Source organism: Micromonospora sp. WMMD998 (assembly GCF_029581235.1).
Classification (GTDB): Bacteria; Actinomycetota; Actinomycetes; order Mycobacteriales; family Micromonosporaceae; genus Micromonospora.
Map to the genome: position 1 here is coordinate 1,934,636 of NZ_CP120740.1, position 23,437 is coordinate 1,958,072.

Annotated in this window: 19 protein-coding genes; 15 read left to right on the plus strand and 4 right to left on the minus strand. The window is 73.9% G+C overall.

Annotated elements, in window-relative coordinates:
• Positions 1 to 2 precede the first annotated feature (2 nt).
• From O7619_RS09225 to O7619_RS09240, 4 genes are all read left to right on the plus strand, one after another.
• Positions 3 to 1,502: a sigma 54-interacting transcriptional regulator gene (locus O7619_RS09225; RefSeq protein ID WP_282286989.1), complete on the plus strand. Its 1,500-nt coding sequence runs from the start codon at positions 3 to 5 to the stop codon at positions 1,500 to 1,502.
• A gap of 2 nt (positions 1,503 to 1,504) precedes the next feature.
• Positions 1,505 to 3,457 (plus strand): VWA domain-containing protein, encoded by a 1,953-nt coding sequence (locus tag O7619_RS09230; protein ID WP_282286991.1) that lies wholly within the window; start codon positions 1,505 to 1,507, stop codon positions 3,455 to 3,457.
• Between the two features lie 219 nt (positions 3,458 to 3,676).
• Positions 3,677 to 4,153: a hypothetical protein gene (locus tag O7619_RS09235; RefSeq protein WP_282288742.1), complete on the plus strand. Its 477-nt coding sequence runs from the start codon at positions 3,677 to 3,679 to the stop codon at positions 4,151 to 4,153.
• Between the two features lie 60 nt (positions 4,154 to 4,213).
• Positions 4,214 to 4,345: a hypothetical protein gene (locus O7619_RS09240; protein ID WP_282286993.1), complete on the plus strand. Its 132-nt coding sequence runs from the start codon at positions 4,214 to 4,216 to the stop codon at positions 4,343 to 4,345.
• A gap of 4 nt (positions 4,346 to 4,349) precedes the next feature.
• Here the strand turns inward: O7619_RS09240 and O7619_RS09245 are convergent, their stop codons facing one another.
• Entirely contained in the window at positions 4,350 to 5,060 is a 711-nt protein-coding gene (locus O7619_RS09245) for an RICIN domain-containing protein (RefSeq protein WP_282286995.1), read from the minus strand.
• A gap of 109 nt (positions 5,061 to 5,169) precedes the next feature.
• Between O7619_RS09245 and O7619_RS09250 the strand changes: the two genes are divergently transcribed.
• From O7619_RS09250 to O7619_RS09295, 10 genes are all read left to right on the plus strand, one after another.
• The gene (locus O7619_RS09250) at positions 5,170 to 6,555 is read left to right on the plus strand and encodes an FAD-binding oxidoreductase (RefSeq protein WP_282286996.1); all 1,386 of its coding nucleotides are present in this window, start codon (positions 5,170 to 5,172) and stop codon (positions 6,553 to 6,555) included.
• Positions 6,552 to 7,895, plus strand: coding sequence for a class I SAM-dependent methyltransferase (locus O7619_RS09255; protein ID WP_282286998.1), 1,344 nt, complete (start codon positions 6,552 to 6,554; stop codon positions 7,893 to 7,895). Before O7619_RS09250 ends, O7619_RS09255 begins: the two co-directional genes overlap by 4 nt.
• An 89-nt stretch (positions 7,896 to 7,984) precedes the next feature.
• The gene (locus O7619_RS09260) at positions 7,985 to 8,545 is read left to right on the plus strand and encodes a helix-turn-helix domain-containing protein (protein WP_282287000.1); all 561 of its coding nucleotides are present in this window, start codon (positions 7,985 to 7,987) and stop codon (positions 8,543 to 8,545) included.
• Positions 8,538 to 9,365, plus strand: a complete 828-nt coding sequence (locus O7619_RS09265; protein WP_282287001.1) for an SRPBCC family protein — start codon at positions 8,538 to 8,540, stop codon at positions 9,363 to 9,365. The genes O7619_RS09260 and O7619_RS09265 overlap by 8 nt, the downstream gene beginning before the upstream one ends.
• 85 nt (positions 9,366 to 9,450) lie before the next feature.
• A complete protein-coding gene (locus O7619_RS09270; RefSeq protein WP_282287002.1) occupies positions 9,451 to 9,684 on the plus strand; it encodes a zinc-ribbon domain-containing protein in 234 nt (77 codons plus the stop codon).
• Positions 9,685 to 9,940: 256 nt separating this feature from the next.
• Positions 9,941 to 11,011 carry a hypothetical protein gene (locus O7619_RS09275; protein ID WP_282287004.1) on the plus strand — a complete coding sequence of 357 codons (1,071 nt, stop codon included), beginning with the start codon at positions 9,941 to 9,943 and terminating at the stop codon, positions 11,009 to 11,011.
• 103 nt (positions 11,012 to 11,114) lie between these two features.
• A complete protein-coding gene (locus tag O7619_RS09280) occupies positions 11,115 to 12,620 on the plus strand; it encodes a hypothetical protein (RefSeq protein WP_282287005.1) in 1,506 nt (501 codons plus the stop codon).
• 122 nt (positions 12,621 to 12,742) lie between these two features.
• On the plus strand, positions 12,743 to 14,959 hold the full coding sequence (locus O7619_RS09285) for a S1 family peptidase (RefSeq protein WP_282287006.1): 2,217 nt from the start codon (positions 12,743 to 12,745) through the stop codon (positions 14,957 to 14,959).
• A gap of 207 nt (positions 14,960 to 15,166) precedes the next feature.
• On the plus strand, positions 15,167 to 17,446 hold the full coding sequence (locus tag O7619_RS09290; protein WP_282287007.1) for an EAL domain-containing protein: 2,280 nt from the start codon (positions 15,167 to 15,169) through the stop codon (positions 17,444 to 17,446).
• A gap of 55 nt (positions 17,447 to 17,501) precedes the next feature.
• On the plus strand, positions 17,502 to 18,260 hold the full coding sequence (locus O7619_RS09295) for a MerR family transcriptional regulator (protein WP_282287008.1): 759 nt from the start codon (positions 17,502 to 17,504) through the stop codon (positions 18,258 to 18,260).
• A gap of 62 nt (positions 18,261 to 18,322) precedes the next feature.
• On the opposite strand, the gene O7619_RS09300 is transcribed toward O7619_RS09295, so the two are convergent.
• Together O7619_RS09300 and O7619_RS09305 are read right to left on the minus strand one after the other, a co-directional pair.
• Positions 18,323 to 19,840, minus strand: coding sequence for an SLC13 family permease (locus O7619_RS09300; protein ID WP_282288743.1), 1,518 nt, complete (start codon positions 19,838 to 19,840; stop codon positions 18,323 to 18,325).
• Positions 19,841 to 19,862: 22 nt separating this feature from the next.
• The gene (locus O7619_RS09305) at positions 19,863 to 21,404 is read right to left on the minus strand and encodes a gluconokinase (protein WP_282287009.1); all 1,542 of its coding nucleotides are present in this window, start codon (positions 21,402 to 21,404) and stop codon (positions 19,863 to 19,865) included.
• A gap of 221 nt (positions 21,405 to 21,625) precedes the next feature.
• Here O7619_RS09305 and O7619_RS09310 point away from each other — a divergent pair, with 221 nt between their 5' ends.
• A complete protein-coding gene (locus tag O7619_RS09310; protein ID WP_282287010.1) occupies positions 21,626 to 22,783 on the plus strand; it encodes a hypothetical protein in 1,158 nt (385 codons plus the stop codon).
• 21 nt (positions 22,784 to 22,804) lie between these two features.
• On the opposite strand, the gene O7619_RS09315 is transcribed toward O7619_RS09310, so the two are convergent.
• Complete coding sequence (locus tag O7619_RS09315) at positions 22,805 to 23,398, minus strand: hypothetical protein (RefSeq protein ID WP_282287012.1); 594 nt, start codon at positions 23,396 to 23,398, stop codon at positions 22,805 to 22,807.
• Positions 23,399 to 23,437 lie beyond the last annotated feature (39 nt).

Genomic DNA, 23,437 nt, shown 5'->3' on the forward strand with positions numbered 1-23,437 from the left:
GCGTGGGTCGGGTGACCGCTTCCCACCAGGTTTCCCCGGTCCCGCCGGCGGAGTTGCCCGGCACGCTCGGCGCGCTGCGCGCGGCGGGCCACCACTACCGCACCGTCAAGCAGGAACTCCGCGACAACCTCCTGGCCCGGATGCGCGCCGGCGAGGACCGTTTCCCCGGCATCGTCGGCTACGAGGACACGGTGCTGCCCGAGGTCGAGCGGGCGCTGCTCGCCGGCCACGACATGGTCCTGCTCGGCGAGCGTGGCCAGGGCAAGACCCGGCTGATCCGCTCCCTCGGCGGGCTCCTCGACGAGTGGACCCCGGTGATCCCCGGGTCGGTGCTCAACGAGCATCCGATGCGCCCGCTCACCCCGGCCTCCCGCGCGCTCGTCGACTCCGCCGGTGACGACCTGCCGATCGGCTGGCTGCACCGCTCGATGCGCTACGGCGAGAAGCTCGCCACGCCGGACACCAGCGTCGGCGACCTGATCGGCGACGTCGACCCGGTCCGGCTCGCCCAGGGGCGCACCCTCGGCGACCCGGAGACCATCCACTTCGGCCTGGTGCCGCGCACCAACCGGGGTGTGTTCGCCGTCAACGAGCTGCCCGACCTGGCCGAACGGATCCAGGTGGCGCTGCTCAACGTGCTTGAGGAACGCGACATCCAGGTCCGCGGCTACCAGTTGCGGCTGCCGCTGGACCTGCTGCTGGTCGCCAGCGCCAACCCGGACGACTACACCAACCGGGGTCGGATCATCACCCCGCTCAAAGACCGCTTCGGCGCCGAGATCCGCACCCACTACCCGCTCGACCTGGAGCTGGAGCTGGCGCTGATCCGGCAGGAGGCCGACCTGGTCGCAGGCGTCCCGGAGCACGTGCTCGAGGTGCTCGCCCGGTTCGCCCGCGAGGTGCGCGAGTCGCCGTCGGTGGACCCGCGCTCCGGCGTGTCCGCCCGGTTCGCCATCGCCGCCGCCGAAACCGTGGCCGCCGCCGCGCTGCGTCGCTCCGGGTTGCTCGCCGCCGAGGTGTTAGGCGGGGGCCCCGCCACCTCCGAAAGCGTTAACCGGGGCCCCCGCCTTACACCCGAGGCGCCGGTGGCGCGGGTCGGCGACGCGGTGTCGGTGACGTCCACGCTGCGCGGGAAGGTGGAGTTCGAAAGCGGTGAGGAGGGGCGCGAGATCGAGGTCCTCGCGCACCTGCTGCGTACCGCCACGGCCGAGACGTTCCGCACCCGGCTGGCCGGGCTGGACCTGTCCGGCTTCACCGCGCTGGTCGCCGAGGGCGGCGCCGTCGAGACCGGGGAGCTGGTCTCCTCGGCGGAACTGCTGCGCCAGGTCGGCACCGTACCGGGCCTGGCCAAGGTGCTCGACCGGCTCGGCCTCGGTGACGCGCCCAGCCCGGAGGAGGCCGCCGCCGGCATCGAGTTCGTGCTCGAAGGGCTGCACCTGACCCGCCGGCTGGGCAAGGACGTCACCGAGTCCGGGCGCACCGTCTACGGCGGCCGGGGCTGACCGTGGCCGGCAACCGGTTCCGGTACGGGCAGTGGCGTGGCGGCCCCGACCCGCTCGCCCCGCCGTACGACGTGCGTGCCGCGGTGGACGCGGTCGGCGCGGAGGTCCTCAACGGCGGCAGCCTGCGGGAGGCGCTGCGCGACCTGCTGCGGCGCGGCCCGGACGGGCGCGGCGGCCTGGCCGACCTCGCCGCCCGGGCGCGCCGCCTGCGCCGGGAGGCGCTGCGTCGAGGCGACCTGGACGGCGCGGTGACCCGGGCCCAGGCGCTGCTCGACCAGGCGCTCGCCGCCGAACGGGACGAGCTGCGGGGACGCGACGGCGACGACGCCCGGTTCGCCGAGGCGGTGCTCGACAACCTGCCCCGGTCCACCGCGCGGGCGGTGTCGGAGCTGGCCGGGTACGACTGGGCCAGCGCCGAGGCCCGGCAGACCTACCAGCGGATCCTCGACGGGCTGCGCGGCGACGTGCTGGAGCAGCGCTTCGCCGGGCTGCGGGACGCGGCGCGCGCCGCCGGCGACCCGGCGGTACAGCGGCAACTCGCCGAGATGATGGCCGACCTCAACGCGTTGCTCGCCCAGCATGCCCGCGCGGAGGACACCACCGACGCCTTCGCCGAGTTCATGCGCCGCCACGGCGAGTTCTTCCCGGAACGGCCCAGGAACGTCGAGGAGCTGATCGACGTGCTGGCCCGCCGGGCGGCGGCCGGGGAACGGCTGATGCGGTCGCTGTCGGACCGGCAACGGGAGGAACTGGCCGGGCTGATGCGCCAGTCCCTCGGCGACCGGCTCGCCGGTGAGCTGACCCAGCTCGACGGTCACCTGCGGTCGCTGCGCCCCGACCTGAACTGGCAGCGGGGCGAACGGGTCCGCGGCGACCAGCCGCTCGGCTACGGCGAGGCGGCCGGCGCGCTCGACGAGATCGCCGAACTCGACGAGCTGCTGGACTCCCTCGACCAGGACCAGCCCGGCGCCACCCTGGACGACGTCGACGTCGACGCGGTGGCCCGCACGCTGGGCCGCGACGCCGCCGACGACGTACGCCGCCTGCGCGACCTGGAACGGGAACTGCGCCGCCAGGGCTGGGTGAGCCGGGACGCGGACGGGCTGACGCTCAGCCCGAAGGCGCTGCGCCGGCTCGCCGGCACCGCGCTGCGCCGGGTCTTCGCCGACCTGACGGCCGGTCCGCGCGGCCAGCACGACCTGCGTTCGGCCGGCGCGGCCGGCGAGGTCAGCGGCGGGTCCCGCCCCTGGGAGTACGGCGACGAGCAACCCCTCGACGTGGTGCGCACCCTCACCCGGGCGGTCCGCCGCGCCGGCACCGGAGTGCCGGTGCAGCTCGCGGTCGAGGACTTCGAGGTGGTGGAGACCGAGCGGCGGGCGTCGGCGGCGGTGGTGCTCTGCGTCGACCTGTCGTACTCGATGATCTCGCAGGGGCGCTGGGGTCCGATGAAGCAGACCGCGCTGGCCCTGTCGCACCTGATGGCGACCCGGTTTCCGCAGGACGCGCTGCAGATCGTCGGCTTCGGGCGGGAGGCGATGCCGCTGACCCAGCAGGAGCTGGCGGCGGCGGAGCCGGACATGCAGCAGGGCACCAACCTCCAGCACGCCTTGCGGCTGGCCGGGCGGCACCTGCGCCGCCACCCCGGCGCCGAGCCGGTGGTGCTCGTGGTCACCGACGGTGAGCCCACCGCGCACCTGGACCCGGAGGACGGTGAGGCGTACTTCAACTGGCCGCCGCTGCCGGAGACCATCTCGGCGACCATCCGGGAGGTGGACCGGCTGACCCGGTACGGGGCCACGCTCAACCTGTTCATGCTCGGCGACGACCCGGGGCTGCGCCGGTTCGTGGACGCGGTGGCCCGTCGATCGGGCGGCCGGATGTTCACCCCCGACCTCAACGACCTCGGCGAGTACGTGGTCTCCGACTACCTCCGCGCCCGCCACGGCCGCCGCTGACCCCCCCACCCCGCCGCCCCGCGCCGTCGTGATTCCCGCAGATTCACGGAAAGTGTGCTCATCGCGCGCCGAATAGCCACGCTTTCCGTGAATCTGCGTGGGCGTGGGCGCGGGCGTGGGCGTGGGCGCGGGTGTGGGGCGGGCCCCGTATGGGTGAACGGGGTTGGGTAGGTGGGGTGCGGGTGGTGGTGGCGAGGGTTGGATGCGGGCATGGACGAGGTGGACGCCGCCGCGTTGCGGCGGGCGTACGACGAGTTGCTCGCGGAGGTGGACGCGGGCGGGTTCGGGCCGCCGCCGGAGGGCGAGCTGAGCGCCGAGCAGATCGTGGCGCACCTCGCCGCCAACGACGAGCTGATGAGCGAGGCGACCGAGGCGGTGCTGGCCGGGTCGCCGTTCGCGTACTACGACATGGACACCGTCCACCGCCCGCAGCTCGACGCGCTGGTGTCCGAGTGCGGCGGGCTGGACGGGCTGGCTGTCCTGCTCCGGGCCACCAGCCGGAAACTGTGCTCGCTGGCCGAACGGCTCGGTCCGGCCGCCGACACGCCTGTGGAGACGGTGCTACGTGAGGGCTTCGACCTCGACGTGGACGACTCGCTCCCGTGGGGGCGGGCCCTGGACCTGCACCTCCGGGTGCACCTCCCGCTGCATCTGACCCAGCTCCGCGCGCTACGTCGCCAGCCCCACCTGGCCTGAGACCGAAACCGGGGCCGAGGGCGCGCGGAAGGTGCGGCGGTAGGCCGTCGGGGACACGCGGTGGCCTGGTACGTGGCGGGCGCGCTGTCGATCGGCGCGGCCGGGCTCTCCCTGCTGCTGCGCCGGCGCGGCGCTCCGCCGGCGTTCGTACTGCCGGTGGCGGCCGGCCGGGCCTGGAGCTATCGGGGCTGACCGGTCAGCCGAGCGCCCACTGCTGCTCGGCGGCGCCGCCGCACGGGGCCTGTTCGAGCTCCCGCCCGGCCTCGGTGCCCGCGTCGTCGACCTGCGCGCACTTGCCGCTGTGCGCGGCGACCAGGAGCACCGGTCCGGCGCCTGTCGGGTTGAGTTTCCACTGCTGGTTGGCCTGCCCGTTGCAGGACCACTGCTGCACGTCGGCGCCGTCGTCGGTGCGCGCCTCGTTGACGTCGAGGCACTTGCCGCTCGCCGCGTTCACCAGCAGGTAGGTGTCGGCGGTCACCGGCGTGACCACCCACTGCTGCTCCGGCCCGCCGGTGCAGTCGGCGAGCGCGGCCTGCGCGCCCTCCGGGTCGTCCCCGGTGACGCCGACGCAGCGCCCGGACGGCACGCCGCGGATCACCTTCGGCGTGGCCACCGGCGCGGCCGGCGTGGTCGGCTCGGCGCTCGGCGAGGGCGTCGGCGCGGCCTCCGTGGTGGGCGGCGGCGCCGGACTCGACTCGCTCGCCGCCGGGGTCGGCGCCGCCGCCGGCACCACCGGCCGGTCGGCCCCGCCGCCGAGCACGCCGGTGGCGAAGAACACCCCCAGGAGTACGCCGACCAGGGCGACGCCCAGCGCGATCCGCATCAGCGGGTCCTCTGGCAGTCGGACGCCGCGCGCGCGGGGGGCGCGGTAGACGGTGCCGGACGGGTCGGAGTGCGGGTCGGCCATGGGGGCATCCTGACCCACCGGGCCGCCGAGGGCCAGTCGTCCCGGCGAGCGGGTGGGCTCGGGCCTTTTACATCCCACGAATTGTCGGGGCCGGGCGTAAGGTGCTCTCATGCGAGCTGTCCGTGATCATGAACGGGCGGTGGACACGCTGCGGCAGTCCTACGCCGCGGTGCCCGCCGGCGAAACCGTACGGTTGGCGAAACAGACCTCGAACCTCTTCCGCCCGCGATCCGCGCCCCGCACGCCGGGGCTGGACGTGAGCGGGCTCACCGGCGTGCTCGCCGTGGATCCGGCGGCCCGCACCGCCGACGTGCAGGGCATGTGCACCTACGAGGATCTGGTCGACGCGACGCTGCCGCACGGGTTGATGCCGCTTGTCGTGCCGCAACTGCGCACCATCACACTCGGCGGCGCGGTGACCGGGCTGGGCATCGAGTCCACCTCCTTCCGTAACGGTCTGCCCCACGAGTCGGTGCTGGAGATGGACATCCTCACCGGGGCGGGGGAGCTGGTCACCACCCGTCCCCAGGGTGAGCACGCCGACCTGCACCGGGCGTTCCCGAACTCGCTGGGCAGCCTCGGCTACGCCACCCGGCTGCGCATCGAGTTGCAACCGGTCCGCCGGCACGTGGCGTTGCGCAACATCCGGTTCACCCGGCTGGAGGAGCTTGTCGACGCGATCGGCGAGGTGGTCGCGACGGGCGCCTGGGCCGGTGAGCCGGTCGACGCCATGGACGGGGTGATGTTCAGCCCCGGCGAGTCCTACCTGGTGCTCGGCGCGTTCACCGACGAGCCGGGGACCCGCCCGTCCGACTACACCGGCCAGGAGATCTACTACCGCTCGCTGCGCCGCCGCACCCGCGACGTGCTCACCGCGTACGACTATCTCTGGCGGTGGGACACCGACTGGTTCTGGTGCTCGTCCGCGTTCGGCGTGCAGCATCCGGTGGTCCGGCGGCTCTGGCCGCAGCGCTACCGGCGCAGCGACGTCTACCACCGGATCGTGCGGCTGGAGCACCGGCACCAGGTGGCCGCCCGGGTCGACAGGTGGCGGGGCCGGCCGGCGCGCGAGCGGGTGGTGCAGGACGTGGAGATCCCGCTGGCCCGCACGCCCGAGTTCCTGCGCTGGTTCGCGGGCAACGTGAAGATGAACCCGGTGTGGCTCTGCCCGCTGCGGTTGCGTGAGCCCTCCGGCCCGGGATCGGCCCGGGCCTGGCCGTTATATCCGCTCCAACCGGGCGAGACCTATGTGAACATCGGCTTCTGGGGAAGTGTGCCGATCGCGGCGGGCGCCGCCGACGGGGATGTGAACCGGCAGATCGAGCACATGGTGTCGGAGACGGGCGGCCACAAGTCGCTCTACTCCGACGCGTACTACGACCGGGCCGCGTTCGACCGGCTCTACGGCGGGGAGACCTGGCGCGCCGTGAAGGATCGCTACGACCCGGATCACCGACTCACCGGACTGTACGAGAAGGCGGTATCCCGAGCATGAGTCTGACCGACCGAACACCAGGGGCGGCGAGCGCCCCCGCCGGCCCGCCGTCGGGCGGCCGGCGCACCGGACCCACCGTTGCGGACGTCATCCGCGCCGTCACCACCGGCGACCTGCCGGTCCGGGTCACCGCGTACGACGGCAGCGAGGTGGGCCCGGCCGACGCCGGGATCACCCTGTCGATCCGCACCGAGCGGGGCCTGTCCTACCTGCTCACCGCGCCCGGTGACCTGGGCATGGCGCGGGCCTACGTCAGCGGCGACCTGGGCCTGGACGGCGTGCACCCGGGCGACCCGTACGAGGCGTTGCGGGTGCTCAAGGACGAGATGCCGCTGCGGATGCCGCCGGTGGCCGACGCGCTTGCCCTGGTCAAGGGGCTGGGCTGGGAGCGGCTGCGGCCACCGCCGCCCCCGCCGCAGGAGGCGGCGCCGCGCTGGCGGCGGGTGATGACGGGCCTGCGCCATTCGCGGGTCCGGGACAGCACGGCGATCTCCCACCACTACGACGTGTCGAACGCCTTCTACGAGAAGGTGCTCGGCCCGTCCATGACGTACACCTGCGCGGTCTTCCGCAGCCCGGGTGACACGTTGGAGGAGGCGCAGCGGTCCAAGTACGACCTGGTCGCCGGCAAGCTGGCGCTCAAGCCGGGGATGCGGCTGCTCGACGTCGGCTGCGGCTGGGGCGGCATGGTCCGGCACGCGGCCCGGGAATACGGTGTCAAGGCGCTGGGCGTGACGCTGTCCCGGGCGCAGGCGGAGTGGGCGCAGGCCGCGATCGAGCGGGAGGGGCTGGGCGATCTCGCCGAGGTGCGGCACCTCGACTACCGGGACGCGCCGCGTGAGCAGTTCGACGCGATCTCCTCGATCGGGTTGACCGAGCACATCGGGGTGCGCAACTACCCGGCCTACTTCGGCGCGCTGAAGTCCCGCCTCAAGCCCGGTGGGCGGCTGCTCAACCACTGCATCACCCGCGCGGACAACCGTGCCCCGCACCGCTCCGGCGCGTTCATCGACAGGTACGTCTTCCCGGACGGCGAGCTGGCCGGTCCGGGGCGGCTGATCAGTGAGATCCACGACGCCGGGTTCGAGGTGCACCACGAGGAGAACCTGCGCCAGCACTATGCGCTGACGCTCGCCGGCTGGTGCCGCAACCTGGTCGACAACTGGGACTTCTGCGTGAACGAGGTCGGCTCGGGCACCGCCCGGGTGTGGGGCCTCTACATGGCCGGCTCCCGGATGGCGTTCGAGCGCAACGGCATCCAGTTGCACCAGGTGCTCGCCACGCACAACGGCCCGGAGGGGGTCAACGGTTATCCGTTGCGTCCCGACTGGACGCCCTGACCCCGTACCGACGAGAGGCCGCGCGGTCCGCGCGGCCTCTCGTCGACGCTATTGACAAAGAAGTTTTGTACGTACAAACTGATTTTGCCATGAGAGACGTCCTGTACCTGGAAGCACGTGAGCAGGCCGAAGTCCTGCTCAAGCCGCAACGCATCGAGGTGCTGCGGCAACTCGCCGAGCCCCGCACCTGCACCGAGGTCGCGGCCCGGCTGGAGCAGACGCCGCAGCGCGTCTATTACCACGTCAAGCAGTTGGTCGCGGCCGGGCTGGCCGAGCAGGTCGCCGAACGGCGGGTGCGCGGCATCACCGAAGGCATCTACCAGGCCGTCGCCCGGTCCTACTGGCTCTCCCCCCGGCTGGTCGGCCGGATCGGCGGCGCCCGCCGGGCCCGCGACGAGCTGAGCCTCGGCTACCTGCTCGACCTGATGGAGGAGGTCCAGGCCGACATCGCCGCGCTTGATCGCGCCGCCCCCGAACTGCCGTCGATCGGCGTCTCCGGTGAGATCCGGGTGCCGGCCGAGCGGCGCCAGGAATTCCTGCACGACCTGCAGTCGACGCTGCGGGACCTGTTCACCCGCTACGGCGGCGCCGAGGGTGACGCCTTCAGACTCGCCGTGGCCTGCTACCCGAAAGGTGACCACCATGAGTGAGCCACTGGTCGTCCGCGCCCGCCTCGCCGCCGCGGTGGCGGACGTCCGCCGGGCCCTGACCGACCCCGCCGAGCTGCGCGTGTGGCTGGCCGAGCACGCCGAGGTCGACCTGCCCCGGCGGTACGAGTTCTGGGGCCGCTTCACGCCCGAGGGCGACGCGCCACACCAGCGGCTGCTGCACGCCGACGACACGACGCTGCGCTTCGCCTGGACGCTCGACGGGGTGGAGACCACCACCGAGTTCGAGTGGGCGCCCGACGGCGAGGCCACGCTCCTCACGCTGCGGCAGAGCCACTTCAGCTTCGCCGAGGCGATGGACGGCAGCACCATCCGGGGCGTGCTCCAGACGTACTGGGCGCTGTCGATCGCCAACCTCAACGCCCACCTGGAGGGGCGTCCGCTGCTGCCGCGCACCGACTTCACCTCGGCCGACCTGCGCGGCGAGCTGCTGATCGACGCGCCGGTGGACAAGGTGTGGACCTCGCTCACCGACTCCGAGCAGGCAAGCGCCTGGTTCGGCTACCCGATCGGCATCGAGCCGTGGGAGGGCGGCCGGTACGCGATGGGCGGCTTCGAGAGCGGCTACGCGGCGAAGGTGCTCGACGTGACGCCGGGCCGGGCCATCTCGATCGACTGGGGGCCGACCGGCGTGACCAACTGGGAGCTGGCCGAGTCCGACGGCCGGACGAAGCTGACGTTCGTGCAGTCCGGCTTCGACGAGGGCAACCCCCCGTACGCGGCCTGGAGCGGCACCGTGGCGGGCCTGGCCGAGCTGCGCCGCTTCCACGAGCTCCCCACCTGGCACCCCATCTGGCTCTGAGGTGTAAGGAGGGGCCCCCGCTTAACGCATTCGGTAGAGGCGGGGGCCCCGCTTAACACCTGCCTCGGGTGGGTAATGGCGAGCGATGTTCTTCATCTTCGGGCTGCGGACCAAGGTCGACCGGTCCGGTGTCGTGAACCAGGTCTGCCGGCACTGCGGCAACCAGGCCGCACAGGTGATCACCCGGCGAGTGACCAAGTTCAGCCTCTTCTTCATCCCCCTGATCCCCGTACGCACCCGCTACGCGCAGCAGTGCACGTTCTGCGGCGCCCAGTACGACATCTCCCGCGCCGACGCCGAGCGCCTCCCGGTCGGCTGACCGTGACCAACTTCCTCTGCTGGCTGATCGGCCGGCCGCCGGTCACCCCGCCCGCCGTACCGGTCCACACCGCCACCCGCCCACCGTGCACGCCGGGCCGCCGGCACCGTCGCCGGCGCCGGCCGGTGGCGGGCGCGTCGTCCCCGCGTTCCCCCTGGAACCGCTCCGCCGACCGTTGACCGGCCGGTGGGGTGTTAAACGGGGCCCCCTCCTCTACCGGAGGCGTTAAGCGGGGCCCCCTCCTTACACTTCAGGGGTGGAAGATCGGCTGGGGGAGATTCGGGGTGGGGGGCCGCCGCGGCGGCACAACGCCCGCACCATCGCCGCGCTGACCGGCAACCCCGGCTGCACCCGGCGCGCCGTGCTGGACAGCGCCGGGGCGGACAAGCCGGCGCTCGCGCAGCGACTGGGCTTCCCGGCCTGGTTCGGGCAGTCCCGGTTCGCGATCACCCGGGGCAACGCGTTCGAGGCGCAGGTCAAGGCGGACGGCGGGGTGGAGCTGTTGCGCCTGGTGGCGGAGCGGCTCGGCGTACCCGTGCCGGCCGGCGCGACCTGGACCGACCTCGGTGGCGACGACGACCGGCCGGAGCGGTCCCGGGCGGCGCTGACCGCGGGCGGTGCCGGCCCGGCGCTGTTCGACCATCCGCTGCTCGGGCTGGACGTGGCCGGACGGCGGGTGCACCTGGAGCCGGACCTGGTGGCCGCCCGGCTGGGCGGCCGGTTCCACGTCGTGGAGATCAAGTCGTTCCCGGTGATCGACGGGCAGGCCGACCCGGCGAAGGTGGCCGCCGCCGCCATCCAGTCCGCCGTCTACGTGCTGGCGTTGCGCGAGCTGCTCGCCGCCGAGGGGCACGATCCGGAGCTGGTCTCGCACGAGGTGGTGCTGATCTGCCCGCGTGACTTCGCCAACCGGCCGGTGGCGAGCCTGCTCGACGTCCGTAGGCAACTGCTGGTGCTGCGCCGCCAACTGGCCCGGATGGCCCGCGTCGACGACCTGCTGGCCGCCGTGCCGGCCGGCTTCACCGCCGACCCGGCGGCCGACCCGGCCACGTTGGCCGCCGCGCTGCGCGAGGTGCCGGCCCGGTACGCCCCGGAGTGCCTGGCCGCCTGCGAGCTGGCCTACTTCTGCCGGCACGAGGCGCGCAACCGGACCGAGGCGTTGGGCCGGCCGGTCCGCGAGGCGCTCGGCGGGGTGGTCGAGGTGGCCGACGTGCTGGCGCTCGCCGACGGCGTACGCGCCCCCGAGCCGGAGCAGGCGGAGGCCGCCGCGCTGCTGCGGGCCGCCGCGCGCCTGCGCGCCGAGGCCCGCGCCGGAACCCCCGCGTGAGTACGCCTCGAAGCGCGCGCCGAGGCCCGTGCCGGGAAACCCACGTGAGTACGCCCCGAAGCGCGCGCCGGCCGGCGACCGAGTCCCGCGTCGGGGGTACGTGGTGAGCACGCTGCGCGCGTTGGCCCGGGCGCAGGCGGTCGCCGCCGGGCGGGCGCAGCCGGTGGCCACGGTCCGGCACCTGCACCTGGCGCAGCGGCCCCTGGTGCTGGTGCCGCTGGCGTTGGCCGGTGAGGCGAACGCCCCGCTGGCCGCCCTGGTCGGCGCCGCGCCCGACGAGGCCCGGCTGCTCGTCGTGCCGCAGCCCCGCAACCGCGACCAGCGGTTCGCCTTCGCCGCCGAGCTGGCCGGGGTCGTCCTGCCCTACCTGGACTCGTTCCGTGGCGTGACCGAGGCGGTGGCGGTGGACCGGGGCCGGGACGTCCGCCACCGGTACGTCGACGCCCCGCAGTTGCTGGTGCCGAACCCGGCCGGGGTCACGTTCCTGCGGTTGTTCGGCCGGTCCACCCGGTTCCGTCGCCCGGACGGCGACCACCCGGTGCACCCGTCGGTGCCGCTGCTCGGCCGCTGGCTGACCTTCTTCGCCGAGCGCGCCGAGCACCCCGGCTCGTCGGCGCTGGTGGCGCTGACCGAGGCGCTGACCCTGCACTGGGCGACCGGGCAGAGCGCGGTGGAGGATCTGCACCTGCCGGCGGTGCTCGGCTGGCTCGACCCGCCGCCGGGGCTCACCGGCGCCGAGGCGGCGGCCCGGGCCGAGGATCCGGCGTCGTGCCCGCCGGCCGGTCCGGCCACCGATCCGGACTTCGACAACCGCCGGCTGGCCCCGGCGATCGAGGCGTACGCCGGGACCGAGGGCGACCCGACCGCTCGCGCCGCGGCGTACGACGAGCTTGTCGGGCTGGTGCGCGGGCAGCTCGCGCCCACCTGGGAGCTGATGTGGCGCGGCGTCGGGTTGCTGCGGGCGCTGCCGCCGGGGGCGCGGGTGGCGGGCCGGTGGGCCGGTGACCGGGACGCCTTCTCCGGGTACGCCGAGCACGTGGACGCCGGGGGCGGTCCGCAGCCGCGCCGCGACGGCGCGGTGGCGGCGGCGCTGCGGTTGCAGCGGCTGGAACGGGCGCTGACCGCGTGGGCGGTGCAGCGGGCGTACGACGATCCGCTGGTGATGGCCGAGCACCGGCTGGCCGGGGAGGCGTTCGTGGGCGAGGTGACGCTCGCCGACCCGAAGCGGGTGGACGACTCGGGTAAGCGGCCGGTGCTGCGCCCGCGGATCCAGGTGGTGACCACCGAGCCGGTGCCGATGCCGGTGGGCGCGACGCTGTGGTCGCCGGCCCGGCCGGGGCAGAAGGCGAAGGTGGTGTTCGTGACCCCGGGCGGCGACGGCAAGACCGAGGTGGTGGTGGAGCTGTCCGGTGGGATGGGTCGTGGGCTGAGCGCGCCGCCGGGCAGCGTGCCCGAGGTGGGGGAGCGGATCTGCCTGACCAGCCTGTCGGACGGCTTCCTGCCGGGCGGCGCGTTCCCGGCGCCGGAGGAGACACCGTGGACGCACGGCGGGCCGCCGGGCGCGGCGGGGGATCCCGGAGAGCCGGCGCCGACGGAGGCGTGGTCCTGAGCGGATGCCGCTCTTGATCCCTTATGTCCCGGCGTGCAACACGCGGCGTGGCGGACCGCTAACATCCTGCGGACCCGGACCGGAGCCTCCGGTCCGTGCCGGTCCGATCAACGGGGGATTCGTTGAACGTTCATGCCACCCGCCGGTGGGGAGCCGCTCTCCTCGGCGTGGTCACCGTCTCGACCCTGCTGGGCGGGGGTACCGCCTCGGCCGTCAGCGGCGCCACCCCGGTGCCCGACGGCGTCCACGCCTTCACCGCCAAGATCACCTTCGGTGACCTGCGCGCCTGCACCGGCGCGCTCGTCGACCCGAGTTTCGTGGTCACCGCGAAGTCCTGCCTCACCGACGGCGGCACGCCGGCCACCGCCGGGACGCCTGCCCGCCCGACCACCGTCCTCGTCGGGCGCACCGACCTGACCTCCACCGCCGGCCACGAACGCGCCGCGGTCGCCGTCCTCCCGCACCCGGACCGCAACCTGGCGCTGCTCCGGCTCGCCGACCCGGTCACCGGCGTCGCCCCGGTCGCGCTCGCCACCACGGCGCCCACCGCGTCGGAGACGCTCACCATCGCCGGCTACGGGCGCACCGCCACCGCGTGGGTGCCGGACCGGCTGCACACGGCCGACTTCACCGTGCAGGGCGTCGACGCGGCCACCGCCGACATCAGCGGCGCCTCGACCGGGGCGACCCTCTGCCGGGGCGACGCCGGCGGTCCGGCGTTCCGCACCGTGGCCGGCACCCCGCAGCTCGTCGCGATCGGCGACACGTCCTGGCAGAAGGGCTGCCTCGGCGAGACCGAGACCCGTGACGGGGCCACCGTCACCCGGGTCGACGACGTGGGTACGTGGATCCGCGAGCAGACCGCCGACGTGCAGATCTTCGGCCTGACCGCCGCCGGTCAGCTCACCTACGGCGTGATCGACGCGGCGAGCGGCGAACTGCGCGCGAACCGGGTGTCCGCGGCGACGCTCGGCTTCACGCCGACGGCGATGGCCACGCTGAACGCCGACACCATCCTGGTCATCGACAGCGGCGGCCGTCTCCGTCGGGTGGACGTCACCGGCGTCGACCCGTTGACCTTCGACGTGGTGTCGGTGGACCCCGGCTGGTCGCCCTTCATCAACATGACCTACGACGGCTACGGATCGCTGTACTACGTCGACAGTCGGGACGGGGAACTGATCCGACGCACGGTGACCACGGCGAAGCCGGCCAGCCGCGACGACCTGACCCGCCCCGTCACGGTCGCCAACAGCGGATTCACCCAGGTGTCGCTGACCTCGCCGGCCGCGGGACGGGTGCTGGGTCAGGTGGCCACCGGTGAGCTGACGTCCTACCGGATCAACGGCGCCGCCGTGGCCGGCGAGTCGTTCTCCCGTAGTTCGCTCGCGGCGACCGGCTGGGCCGGCTACACCCACGTGCTCTCGCCGGGCGGCGGCTGGTACTTCGCCCGCACCTCGGCCGGGGGCCTGGACCGGTTCCGGGACGCCAACCCGGTCGACGGCAGCGGCACCGACCTGACGAAGTTCAGCACCCCGGTCAGCACCAGCGGGTGGAACCAGGTGCTGCTGTCGGCCCGGCCGTGGACCGGCGTCGTGTCGGTCTTCGGCGCCCGGCCGGACGGCCGGATCTCCTACACCGCGCTCGACCCGGTCACCGGTCAGAAGGTGGCCAGCACGGTCTCCCGGGCCACGCTCGGGTTCACCCCGAAGGCGCTGGCCACGCTCAACTCGGACACCCTGCTCGTCACCGACGGCGGTGCCCTCCACCGGGTCGACGTCACCGGCACCCAACCGCTGACGTTCACCCGCACCGCCGTCACCGGCTCCAGCAGCGGCTGGAGCCACGACCGCCTGGTCTACGACGGGTTCGGCACCCTGTACGGCATCGCCGGCGGTTCGATCCTGCGCCGCTACACCGTCACCAAGACGAAGCCGGCCGCCGCCGCCGACCTCGTGGGCGTGGCGGTCTACAACAGCGGGGGCGGCTTCACCCTGCCCACGCTCGCGACCGTCGGCAAGGACCGGATCATCGGCACCACCACCGACAACAAGCTCGCCATGTACAAGATGGCCGCCGGCACCGCGCCGTGGGCCCGCAGTGACCTGGCGGCCAGCGGTTGGGGTGGATTCACCTCGATGTTCTCGCCCGGCAACGGCGCCTACTACCGGCGGGACGCGAACGGCGTGGTGACCGGCTACCTCGACACCTCGCCGTACGACGGCAGCGGCGCCGACCTGACCGCGTACACGCCGACCGGCACGGCCAGCGGCGGCTGGGACGCGATCCTCTCCGCTCGGCCGTACGACTCCTGGCCGGACAGCACCCGTCGCTGGTGAGCGGCACGGAGGTCCACTGAGGACGCGGGCCGTCTCCACCTGGTGGGGGCGGCCCGCGTCAGGTCCGGTGGCCGACACCCCACGGCTCTGGCGGCGGCCCCCGGCGCTGACTAGGCTTGCGCCGTTCGTCGTCCGCCGTCCGGTCCTCGTCACCGAGGGCGCACGTCTGGAAGAGAGCCGGAGCGCATCGTTGTCCCCCCGCACGACGTGAGCCTCGCCGCCGCGGCGCCGGCCCGTCCACCGCTCACCGGCCGTGTCGGACTCGTCGCGGCCACCGTCGTCGTACTCGGGGAGATGGCCTGGCTGGTCGCCGGCCTGCCCGGTGCGGCCCTGGTGAGCGACCTCGGCGCGATGGCGGTGTCGAGCTGGGCGGCGGCGCTCTGCGTCGGCGCGGCCCGCCGGCACCCGGTCAACCTGCGGCGGTTCTGGTCACTGCTCGCCGTCACCATGATGCTTGCCGCGCTCGGCCGTGCGGTGTGGACGGTCGAGCGGCTCGGCGGGATCGAACTGCCCCACACGCCGCTTGTCGGTGGGCTCTTCACCGCCGGGATCGTCACCGGCACCGCCGCGTTGCTCGTCTCCCGGGCCGGCGGGCGCAACCTGGTCGGGCAGGCCCGCACGCTGCTCGACGGGGTGATCGTCGCGCTGGCCCTGATCCCGGTCGGCTGGGTGGTGGTGTTCCGCGACCTCGCCGACTCCGACGTGTCGGATCCGCTGCGCACGTTCGGGCTGCTCTATCCGATGTTCGACCTGATGCAGCTCACCATCCTGGTGGCGGTCGCCGGGCCGGGCCGCCCGATGTGGCGGGCGCTCACCGTGATCGGCGCGGGCCTGGCGATCCGGGCCGGCGCCGACGCGGTCTACGTCTCCCTCGTCGCGCACGGCAACTACGCCCCCGGGCATCCGGTCGACGTCTGCTGGCCGTTGAGCTATCTGCTGGTCGGCCTGGCCACCGGTCACCCACCGCCGGGCGCTGAGGAGGGGGAGGACGACGCCGGCGAGTCGCCACTGCCGCCGTGGTGGCGGGTCGCTCTGCCGTACCTGCCGGTCGGCGGGGCGATCGTGGCCGTGATGCTGTCCCGGCGGCCCACCGGGCAGACCCCGCACCTGGTCTTCGTCGGCATGATGGCGCTGCTCGGGGTCCTGGCGCTGCGGCAGGGGCTGGCCGCCAACGAGAACCTGCGGCTGGTCGCCCGGCTGCGCCGGCTGGCCTACTCCGACCAGCTCACCGGGCTGCCCAACCGGCTCACCTTCATCCGGCGGCTGCGCCGCGCGCTGCGCCAGGGCGGCCCGGTCGCCGTGGTGCTGCTCGACCTGGACGGCTTCAAGCAGGTGAACGACCGGTTCGGGCACGCCGCCGGGGACCGGCTGCTCACCACCACCGCCGAGCGCATGCGGGACGCGATCGGCCCGGACGGGATGATCGCCCGGCTCGGCGGCGACGAGTTCGCCGTGCTCGTCGCCGGCGACCGGCCGGTCTCACCCGAGCGGCTCGCCGCCCGGTTGCTCGCCGCCCTCGAACCGCTGCCCGGCGAGGAGGACCTCGGCGTCCACCCGTCGGCAAGCATCGGCATCGCCGAGTACGGCCCGCAGCACAGCTCGCACACCGACCTGCTCCGCGACGCCGACATCGCCATGTACGCGGCGAAGGCGGCCGGCAAGTCCGCGTACCGGACGTGCACGCCGGAGCTGCGTGAGTCGGCGGTCAGCCGGGCCGAGCTGATCGCGGACCTGCGCCGCGCGGTCGACGAGGGTCAACTGCTGATGGAGTTCCAGCCCATCGTCGACCTGGCCACCGGCACGGTACGCAGCGCCGAGGCGCTGGTCCGCTGGCGGCATCCCCGGCTCGGCGTGCTCACCCCGGCGAGGTTCCTGCCGCTGGCCGAGGAGACCGGGCTCATCCTGGCCATCGACCGGTGGGTGATCCACGAGGCGTGCCGGGCCGCCGCGACCTGGCGGGAGCGCGCGCCCGAGGTGACCGTGGCGGTGAACATCGCCGCCGCCCACCTGTGCCGACCCGACCTGATCGCCACGGTCACCGGCGCGATGGGCGCCGCCGGCCTGCCGCCCCGGGCACTCACGCTCGAACTCACCGAGTCGGCCCTGATCGAGGGCAGCGAGGCGGTGCTCGACCAGTTGGCGCAGCTCCGTGACCTGGGCATCCGCATCGCCATCGACGACTTCGGCACCGGCTACTCCTCGCTGAGCTACCTGCACCGGATCCCGGCCACCGAGTTGAAGATCGACCGTTCCTTCGTGTCCCGGTTGGATGCCGGCGACGCCCGCGCGTATGCCACGGTGGAGATGGTCAACCGGCTGGCCGGCGCGTTCGACCTGGCGGTGGTGGCCGAGGGGGTGGAGACCGGCGCGCAGCACGCGGCGGTCACCGCGATCGGCTGCCGGCAGGGTCAGGGCTGGCGGTACGGGCGGCCGACCGCCCTGCCCGACCTGCTCCCCACGCTCGTCCACGAGAAGATTTCCGGGTGACTTGACCCTCACGCTGCGGGAGGCGGGAGCCTTGGCGGCGGAAGGGAGGGAAACCATGGCGTACACGGTGGGACACGTGGCGCGGGCGGCCCGGGTGACGGTCCGCACGCTGCACCACTACGACGAGATCGGCCTGCTGCGGCCGAGCGGGCGCACGCCGGCCGGCTACCGCCGCTACGACGACGCGGACCTGGACCGCCTTCAGCTCATCCGCTACTACCGCGAGCTGGGTTTCCCGCTGGACGAGATCGCCGACATCCTGGACGACCCGCACGCCGACCCGGCGGCGCACCTGCGCCGGCAGCACGAGCTGCTGTCCGGGCGGATCGGCAAGCTCCAGGAGATGGTGGCGGCGATCGAGCACGCGATGGAGGCGAGAAAGGTGGGTATCCAGTTGACGCCGGAGGAGCGGTTCGAGGTGTTCGGGGACTTCGACCCGGACGAGCACGCCGAGGAGGTCCAGCAGCGCTGGGGTGACACGGAGGCGTACCGGCAGTCGCAGGAGCGGGCCAGCCGCTACTCGAAGGAGGACTGGCTGCGCAACAAGGAGGTGAACGAGGACTGGGGGCGGCGATTCGCCGCGCTGATGGACTCGGGCGCGCCGGCCGACGGGCCGGAGGCGATGGCGCTGGCCGAGGAGCACCGGCAGCTCATCACCGAGTGGTGGTACGACTGCCCGCTGGAACTCCACACCGGGCTGGCCGACATGTACGTGGCGGACCCGCGCTTCACCGCGTACTTCGAGACGATCCGGCCGGGGATGGCCGCCTACCTGAACGAGGCGATCCACGCCAACGCGATCAGCCGGGCGTGATGCCGGTGGGACGGCCCGAGTCGGTGGCCCCTCGCTGCGGCGCGAAGGCATCCTCAGCCGAGCTAGACGAAGACGTCGAGCAGGAGGACGCCGAGGAAACCGACCACCGAGATGATGGTCTCCATCACCGACCAGCTCTTGATGGTCTGCCCGACGGTCAGGCCGAAGTATTCCTTGACCAGCCAGAAACCGGCGTCGTTGACGTGCGAGAAGAACAGCGACCCGCAGCCGACCGCCAGGGCCAGCAGCGCCACCTCGGGGCCCTGGAGCGTGGTGGCCAGCGGCGCGACGATGCCGGCGGCGGTGATCGTGGCGACGGTGGCCGAGCCGGTGGCGACCCGGATGCCGACCGCGACCAGCCAGCCGAGCAGCAGCGGCGACAGGTTGGCGCCCTCGGCGGCGTCCGCGACCAGGTTGCCGACGCCGGCGTCGACGAGCACCTGCTTGAACCCGCCACCGGCGGCCACGATCAGCAGGATGCCGGCGATCGCCGGCAGCGAGCCGCCCAGGAAACCGGAGACCTGGCTGCGGCTGAAGCCGGTCCGGTAGCCCAGGAAGACCATGGCGAAGATGACGCCGGCGAGCAGGGCGACGATCGGGGTGCCGACGATGTCCAGCGTCTTGCGGCCGGCGGTGCCCTCGTCGAGGGTCAGCTCGCCGATGGCCCGCAGCAGCATGAGCGCCACCGGCAGCAGCACGGTGACCACGGCGGCCCAGAGCGCCGGCGCGCGGCGCGAGCGCGGCCCGGCCGGCTCGTCGATCGACGCGCCGGGACGACCGGCGCCGGGGTTGATCAGGTCGTCCTCGGTGACCAGGTCGCCGTCGGCGTCGACCCGGCCGTCGCCGGGGCGGGTGGGGCTGCGGTCGCCGGCGACCGCGACGTCGCGGCGGGTGGGCAGCAGCGCCTCCGGCGCGGTGGCCGGCACGTACCGGGCGATGAAGGTGCCGAAGACCGGACCGGCGATGATCACCGTGGGGATTGCCACCAGCAGGCCGAAGGCGAGGGTCTGACCGAGGTTGGCGCCGAGCGCGTCGATCGCGACCAGCGGGCCCGGGTGCGGCGGCACCAGGCCGTGCAGCACCGACAGGCCGGCCAGCGCCGGGATGCCGATCTTCATGAGGGGCACGTCGACCCGGCGGGACACCAGCAGCACGATCGGCACCAGCAGCACCACGCCGACCTCGAAGAAGAGCGGCAGGCCGATGAGCGCCGCCACCCCGGCCATCGCCCAGGGCAGTGCGCCGCCGGTGACCCGGGCGACCACCCGTTCGACGATGCCGTCCGCCCCGCCCGACTCGGCCAGCATGCCACCGATCATCGCGCCGAGCGCGATCAGCAGGCCGACGCCGCCGACCGTGGAACCGACCCCACCGCTGAACGAGGTGACGATCTTGTCGGCGGCGACGCCGGCGACCACGCCGAGCACCGCCGCGCCGAGGATCAGCGCCAGGAACGGGTGCACCTTGCCCCAGGCGATGAGCAGCACCACCGCGGCGATGCCGAGCACCGCGGCGAGGACGAGTTGGGTGTTGCCGGCGTTGGTGAGCGGTTCCGCCGGTGCGGCGAGCAGTGTTACCACGACGATCACGACCTCTGTTCGGTCATCGGGGAGGAGCGGTGGGTGGTGGCTCCGGCGGCAGGCTCGGGGCCAACCGCCGCAGCGACGCGAACGTGGGCACGAGCGCGTCGTACAGCTCGGAGAAGAGCGGGAGCAGCGCGCCGTACGTGGCGGCGGCGGCCGGGTCGGGGCGGACCGTCTCCTCGATCTGGACCAGGTCGGCGGCGACCTCGATCGAGGAGATCAGGCCGAGCGCCTGCATGCCCAGCAGCGCGGCGCCGAAACCGGACCCCTCGTGCCCGGCCGGGAAGCGCACCGGCATGCCGAGCGCGTCGGCGAGGATCTGCCGCCACAGCGGGCTGCGGGCGAAGCCGCCGCTGGCGCGGATCTCGCGTACCTCGTTGCCGGCCGCGCGGACCGACGCCAGGACCAGCGCGAGCTGCTGGCAGACCCCCTCCAGCGCGGCCCGCACCAGATGAGGGCGGCCGTGGCCGTGGGTCAGCCCGACGTACGCGCCGCGGGGCAGCGCGCTCCAGTGCGGGGCACGCTCGGAGAGCAGGTACGGCAGCATGATCAGCCCACCGGAGCCGACCGGCGCCTGGGCGGCCAGGTCGAGCAGTTCCTCCTCGGCCTGCTCGCCCAGCTCCGGGGCGAGCGCGTCGTGGGCCCACTGGAGCACGATCCCGCCGTTGTTGATCGCGCCGCCGACCACCCAGCGGTCCTCGGTGAGCGCATAGCAGAAGACACCGCCCAGCGGGTCCACGCCGGGGCGTTCCACCATCACCCGCATCGCGCCGCTGGTGCCGATCGAGCAGGCGACCACGCCGGGCCGCACCGCGCCGAGCCCGAGGTTGGCAAGCGGCCCGTCGCCGGCGCCCACCACGAGCGGGGTGCCGGCCGGCAGGCCGGTGGCCCGGGCGGCCTCGGCGGTCAACCCGGGCAGCACGTGGGTGGTGGGAACGAGCTGGGGCAACTGCTCCTCGGTGATGCCGGCGATGCGCAGCGCCTCGGTGTCCCAGGCCAGCCGGTGGATGTCCATCAGGCCGGTGGCGGAGGCGACCGAGTGGTCGGTGACGAGCGCCTCGGCGAGCCGCCGCAGCACGAGGTCCTTGATGCCGACCCAGTGGGAGACCCGCTCGTGCAGCTTCGGCTCCTGCTCGGCGAACCAGAGGAGCTTGGGCAGCGGCGCCATCGGGTGCACCGGCGTTCCGGTGCGCCGGTGCAGGGCCAACCCGGACGGCGTGGCCCGCAGCCGCTCGGCCTGCGCGCTGGCCCGGGAGTCGGCCCAGGTGATCGACGGGGTGAGCGGGTTGCCGACGGCGTCGAGCCCGATCAGGCTGTGCATGGCGGTGCTGAACGACAGGCCGGCGATCGGCGCGCCCAACTCGTCGACGACCGCGCGGATCACGCCGACCACGGCCTCGTAGATGAGGTCCGGGTCCTGCTCGGCCCAGCCCGGGTTCGGCTCCTCCAGCGGGTAGCCGATCGAGTGGCTGGCCAGTTGCCGCCCCTCGGTGTCGAACGCGACCGCCTTGCTGCTCGTGGTGCCGATGTCCACGCCCACCACGACGGTCGGGTCGCCCACCGATGCACCTCCACTCGTCACCGGGGGTCGCGTACGCCCCGCGCCTGCGGCTGACGTTACCGACGAGTCGGCCGACCCGCATGGCGAAGCGACGCCCCGCGGAAGCGGGTCAATCAGCCGTTCGGTCTAATCGGCGACTTTCGCGTGTCTTTGTACCCCCGCATTGCCGTTGATAGGGGTGAACACCCCGAATGGTGGGCTCGCGCGGCGGAGGAGTCGGCGTGGCGATGACTGATTCGACGGGTTCCACATGGCGCTACCGGTGGGCGCACCGGCAGAACGAACGGCGGCAGCGGGTCTTCCGCGCGGCCGACGAGGCGTGGCGCCGACGCGACGACGAACTGCGGCGGCTGCGTACCCTCGCGGTTTCCTTCCACGGCTCGGTCCGGGCCGGCGACGGCCTGCCGATGGAGCTGGCCCCCGGCGAGGTGGTCTTCTGGACGCTGCCCGCCGCGCAACTCGTCGAGGTGCGGCACACCGCCGTGCTCCCGGCCCCGGAACTGCTCGTCGACCCCGACCCGCCGGTGCTGCGTCCACGCCGCCCCGAGGGGGTCCGGGTGGTCGACGCCGGGCTGGCCGTGCTCACCAACCGGCGCCTGGCGCTGCTCGGCGGACGCGGCCGGCGCGACTGGGCGTACGGAAGGATGACCGGGCTGTCCCACGACCCGGCCGCGCCGGTCACCCTGATCCAGGTGCTGGACCGGCGGCGTACCTCAGGTCTGCTGCTGCCCACCGGCGTGGTGGCCGACTTCCGGTTCACGCTCACCCTGGCCTTCGCCGACGCGATCGAGCAGCGCGCCGCCGTCGTCGCCGAACTGGACGAGCTGATCGAGGAACACGCGGAGCTGCGCCCGCACCGACCCGCCGTGCTCACCCCGGCCCAGGCCAGGATCTCCACGCTGGTGCCCGGTGGCCGGCGGACCATCGCCGTCGGCGTGGCGCTCGCCCTTGTCGTGCCGGCGATGCTCGTCGAGTCCGACCCGCCGACCGGAGCCGGGTCGGAGCGCGCCGCCGCCGCCACGCCAGCGGCCACCGGCACGCCCCCGCCGCCGGTGGTCGCCCCCGCCGTCCAGGTCCGGCCCAGCACCAGCCCGGCCCCGCGCGGCACCCGGTCCGCGCCGCCGCGCGACCCCGACCGGCAGCCGGTCGCCGAGCGGCGCTGCGGCGCCCCACCGAACCCCTTCGGGTACGACTACTGCGGCGGCGACCGGATCCGCAAGCCCGCCGCCGGGGTCTGCGACTGGTTCGAGTGCGTGCCCGGGTTCTGGTCCGGGCGGGGCTGGCTGGTGCAGTGCCGCGACGGCACGATCAGCCGGACCGGCGGGCAGCCCGACGCCTGCGCCGACCACCGAGGGATGCGCCGCACCGTGTGGAGTTGAGGTGTAAGGCGGGGGCCCCGCTTAACGCTTTTGGTATCGGCGGGGCCCCCGCCTAACACCCCGGACGCGCAGCGGCAGCACGCCGGCCAGGATCAGCGCGGCACCGACCGGTAGCAGGTCCAGGTCCACCGCGATCGCCACGAACCCGACCAGCACCAGCACCGGCGCCCACACCGGCAGCAGCCGCGTCGCCGCCGCCCGGCACAGCAGCACCAGCAGGCCCAGCCCGAACAGCGCCGGCCCGCCGAACAGCACCACGTCGGGGGTGTCCACCGCGTCGGCGAAGAGCGGGAACAGGTCGCCGAGGATCACCCACACGAAGGCGGCGGCGCCGACCAGGCCGGCCATCGCGGCCACGTCGTCAAGCGTCCGCAGCCGGGTCGAGCGGGTACGCAGCAGGCCGTGCAGCCCGACGATCAGCGCGGCGAACCCGAGCGCGCCGAGCAGGAGCTGGCCGTGCCCGATGTTCCACGCCCAGGCGCCCTTGTCGCTGTGCCCGTCCAAGTGGTCGACTCGGCGCAGCAGTCCGGAGCCGATCAGCAGCAGCGCGGCGGTCACCGCGACCGGCCGCAGCCAGCGGTACGAGGGATCCGTCCGGGAATCGAGGAGGCTCATTGCCCCAGCCTGGCCGTCGCCCGTCCTCGGGACAACCGG

Bases quoted from the DNA above. Each gene is read 5' to 3' on its own strand.
- O7619_RS09250 (WP_282286996.1), top strand. From the start codon at position 5,170: ATGCGAGCTGTCCGTGATCATGAACGGGCGGTGGACACGCTGCGGCAG.
- O7619_RS09315 (WP_282287012.1), bottom strand. From the start codon at position 23,398: ATGAGCCTCCTCGATTCCCGGACGGATCCCTCGTACCGCTGGCTGCGG.
- O7619_RS09255 (WP_282286998.1), top strand. From the start codon at position 6,552: ATGAGTCTGACCGACCGAACACCAGGGGCGGCGAGCGCCCCCGCCGGC.
- O7619_RS09260 (WP_282287000.1), top strand. From the start codon at position 7,985: ATGAGAGACGTCCTGTACCTGGAAGCACGTGAGCAGGCCGAAGTCCTG.
- O7619_RS09265 (WP_282287001.1), top strand. From the start codon at position 8,538: ATGAGTGAGCCACTGGTCGTCCGCGCCCGCCTCGCCGCCGCGGTGGCG.
- O7619_RS09270 (WP_282287002.1), top strand. From the start codon at position 9,451: ATGTTCTTCATCTTCGGGCTGCGGACCAAGGTCGACCGGTCCGGTGTC.
- O7619_RS09295 (WP_282287008.1), top strand. From the start codon at position 17,502: ATGGCGTACACGGTGGGACACGTGGCGCGGGCGGCCCGGGTGACGGTC.
- O7619_RS09245 (WP_282286995.1), bottom strand. From the start codon at position 5,060: ATGGCCGACCCGCACTCCGACCCGTCCGGCACCGTCTACCGCGCCCCC.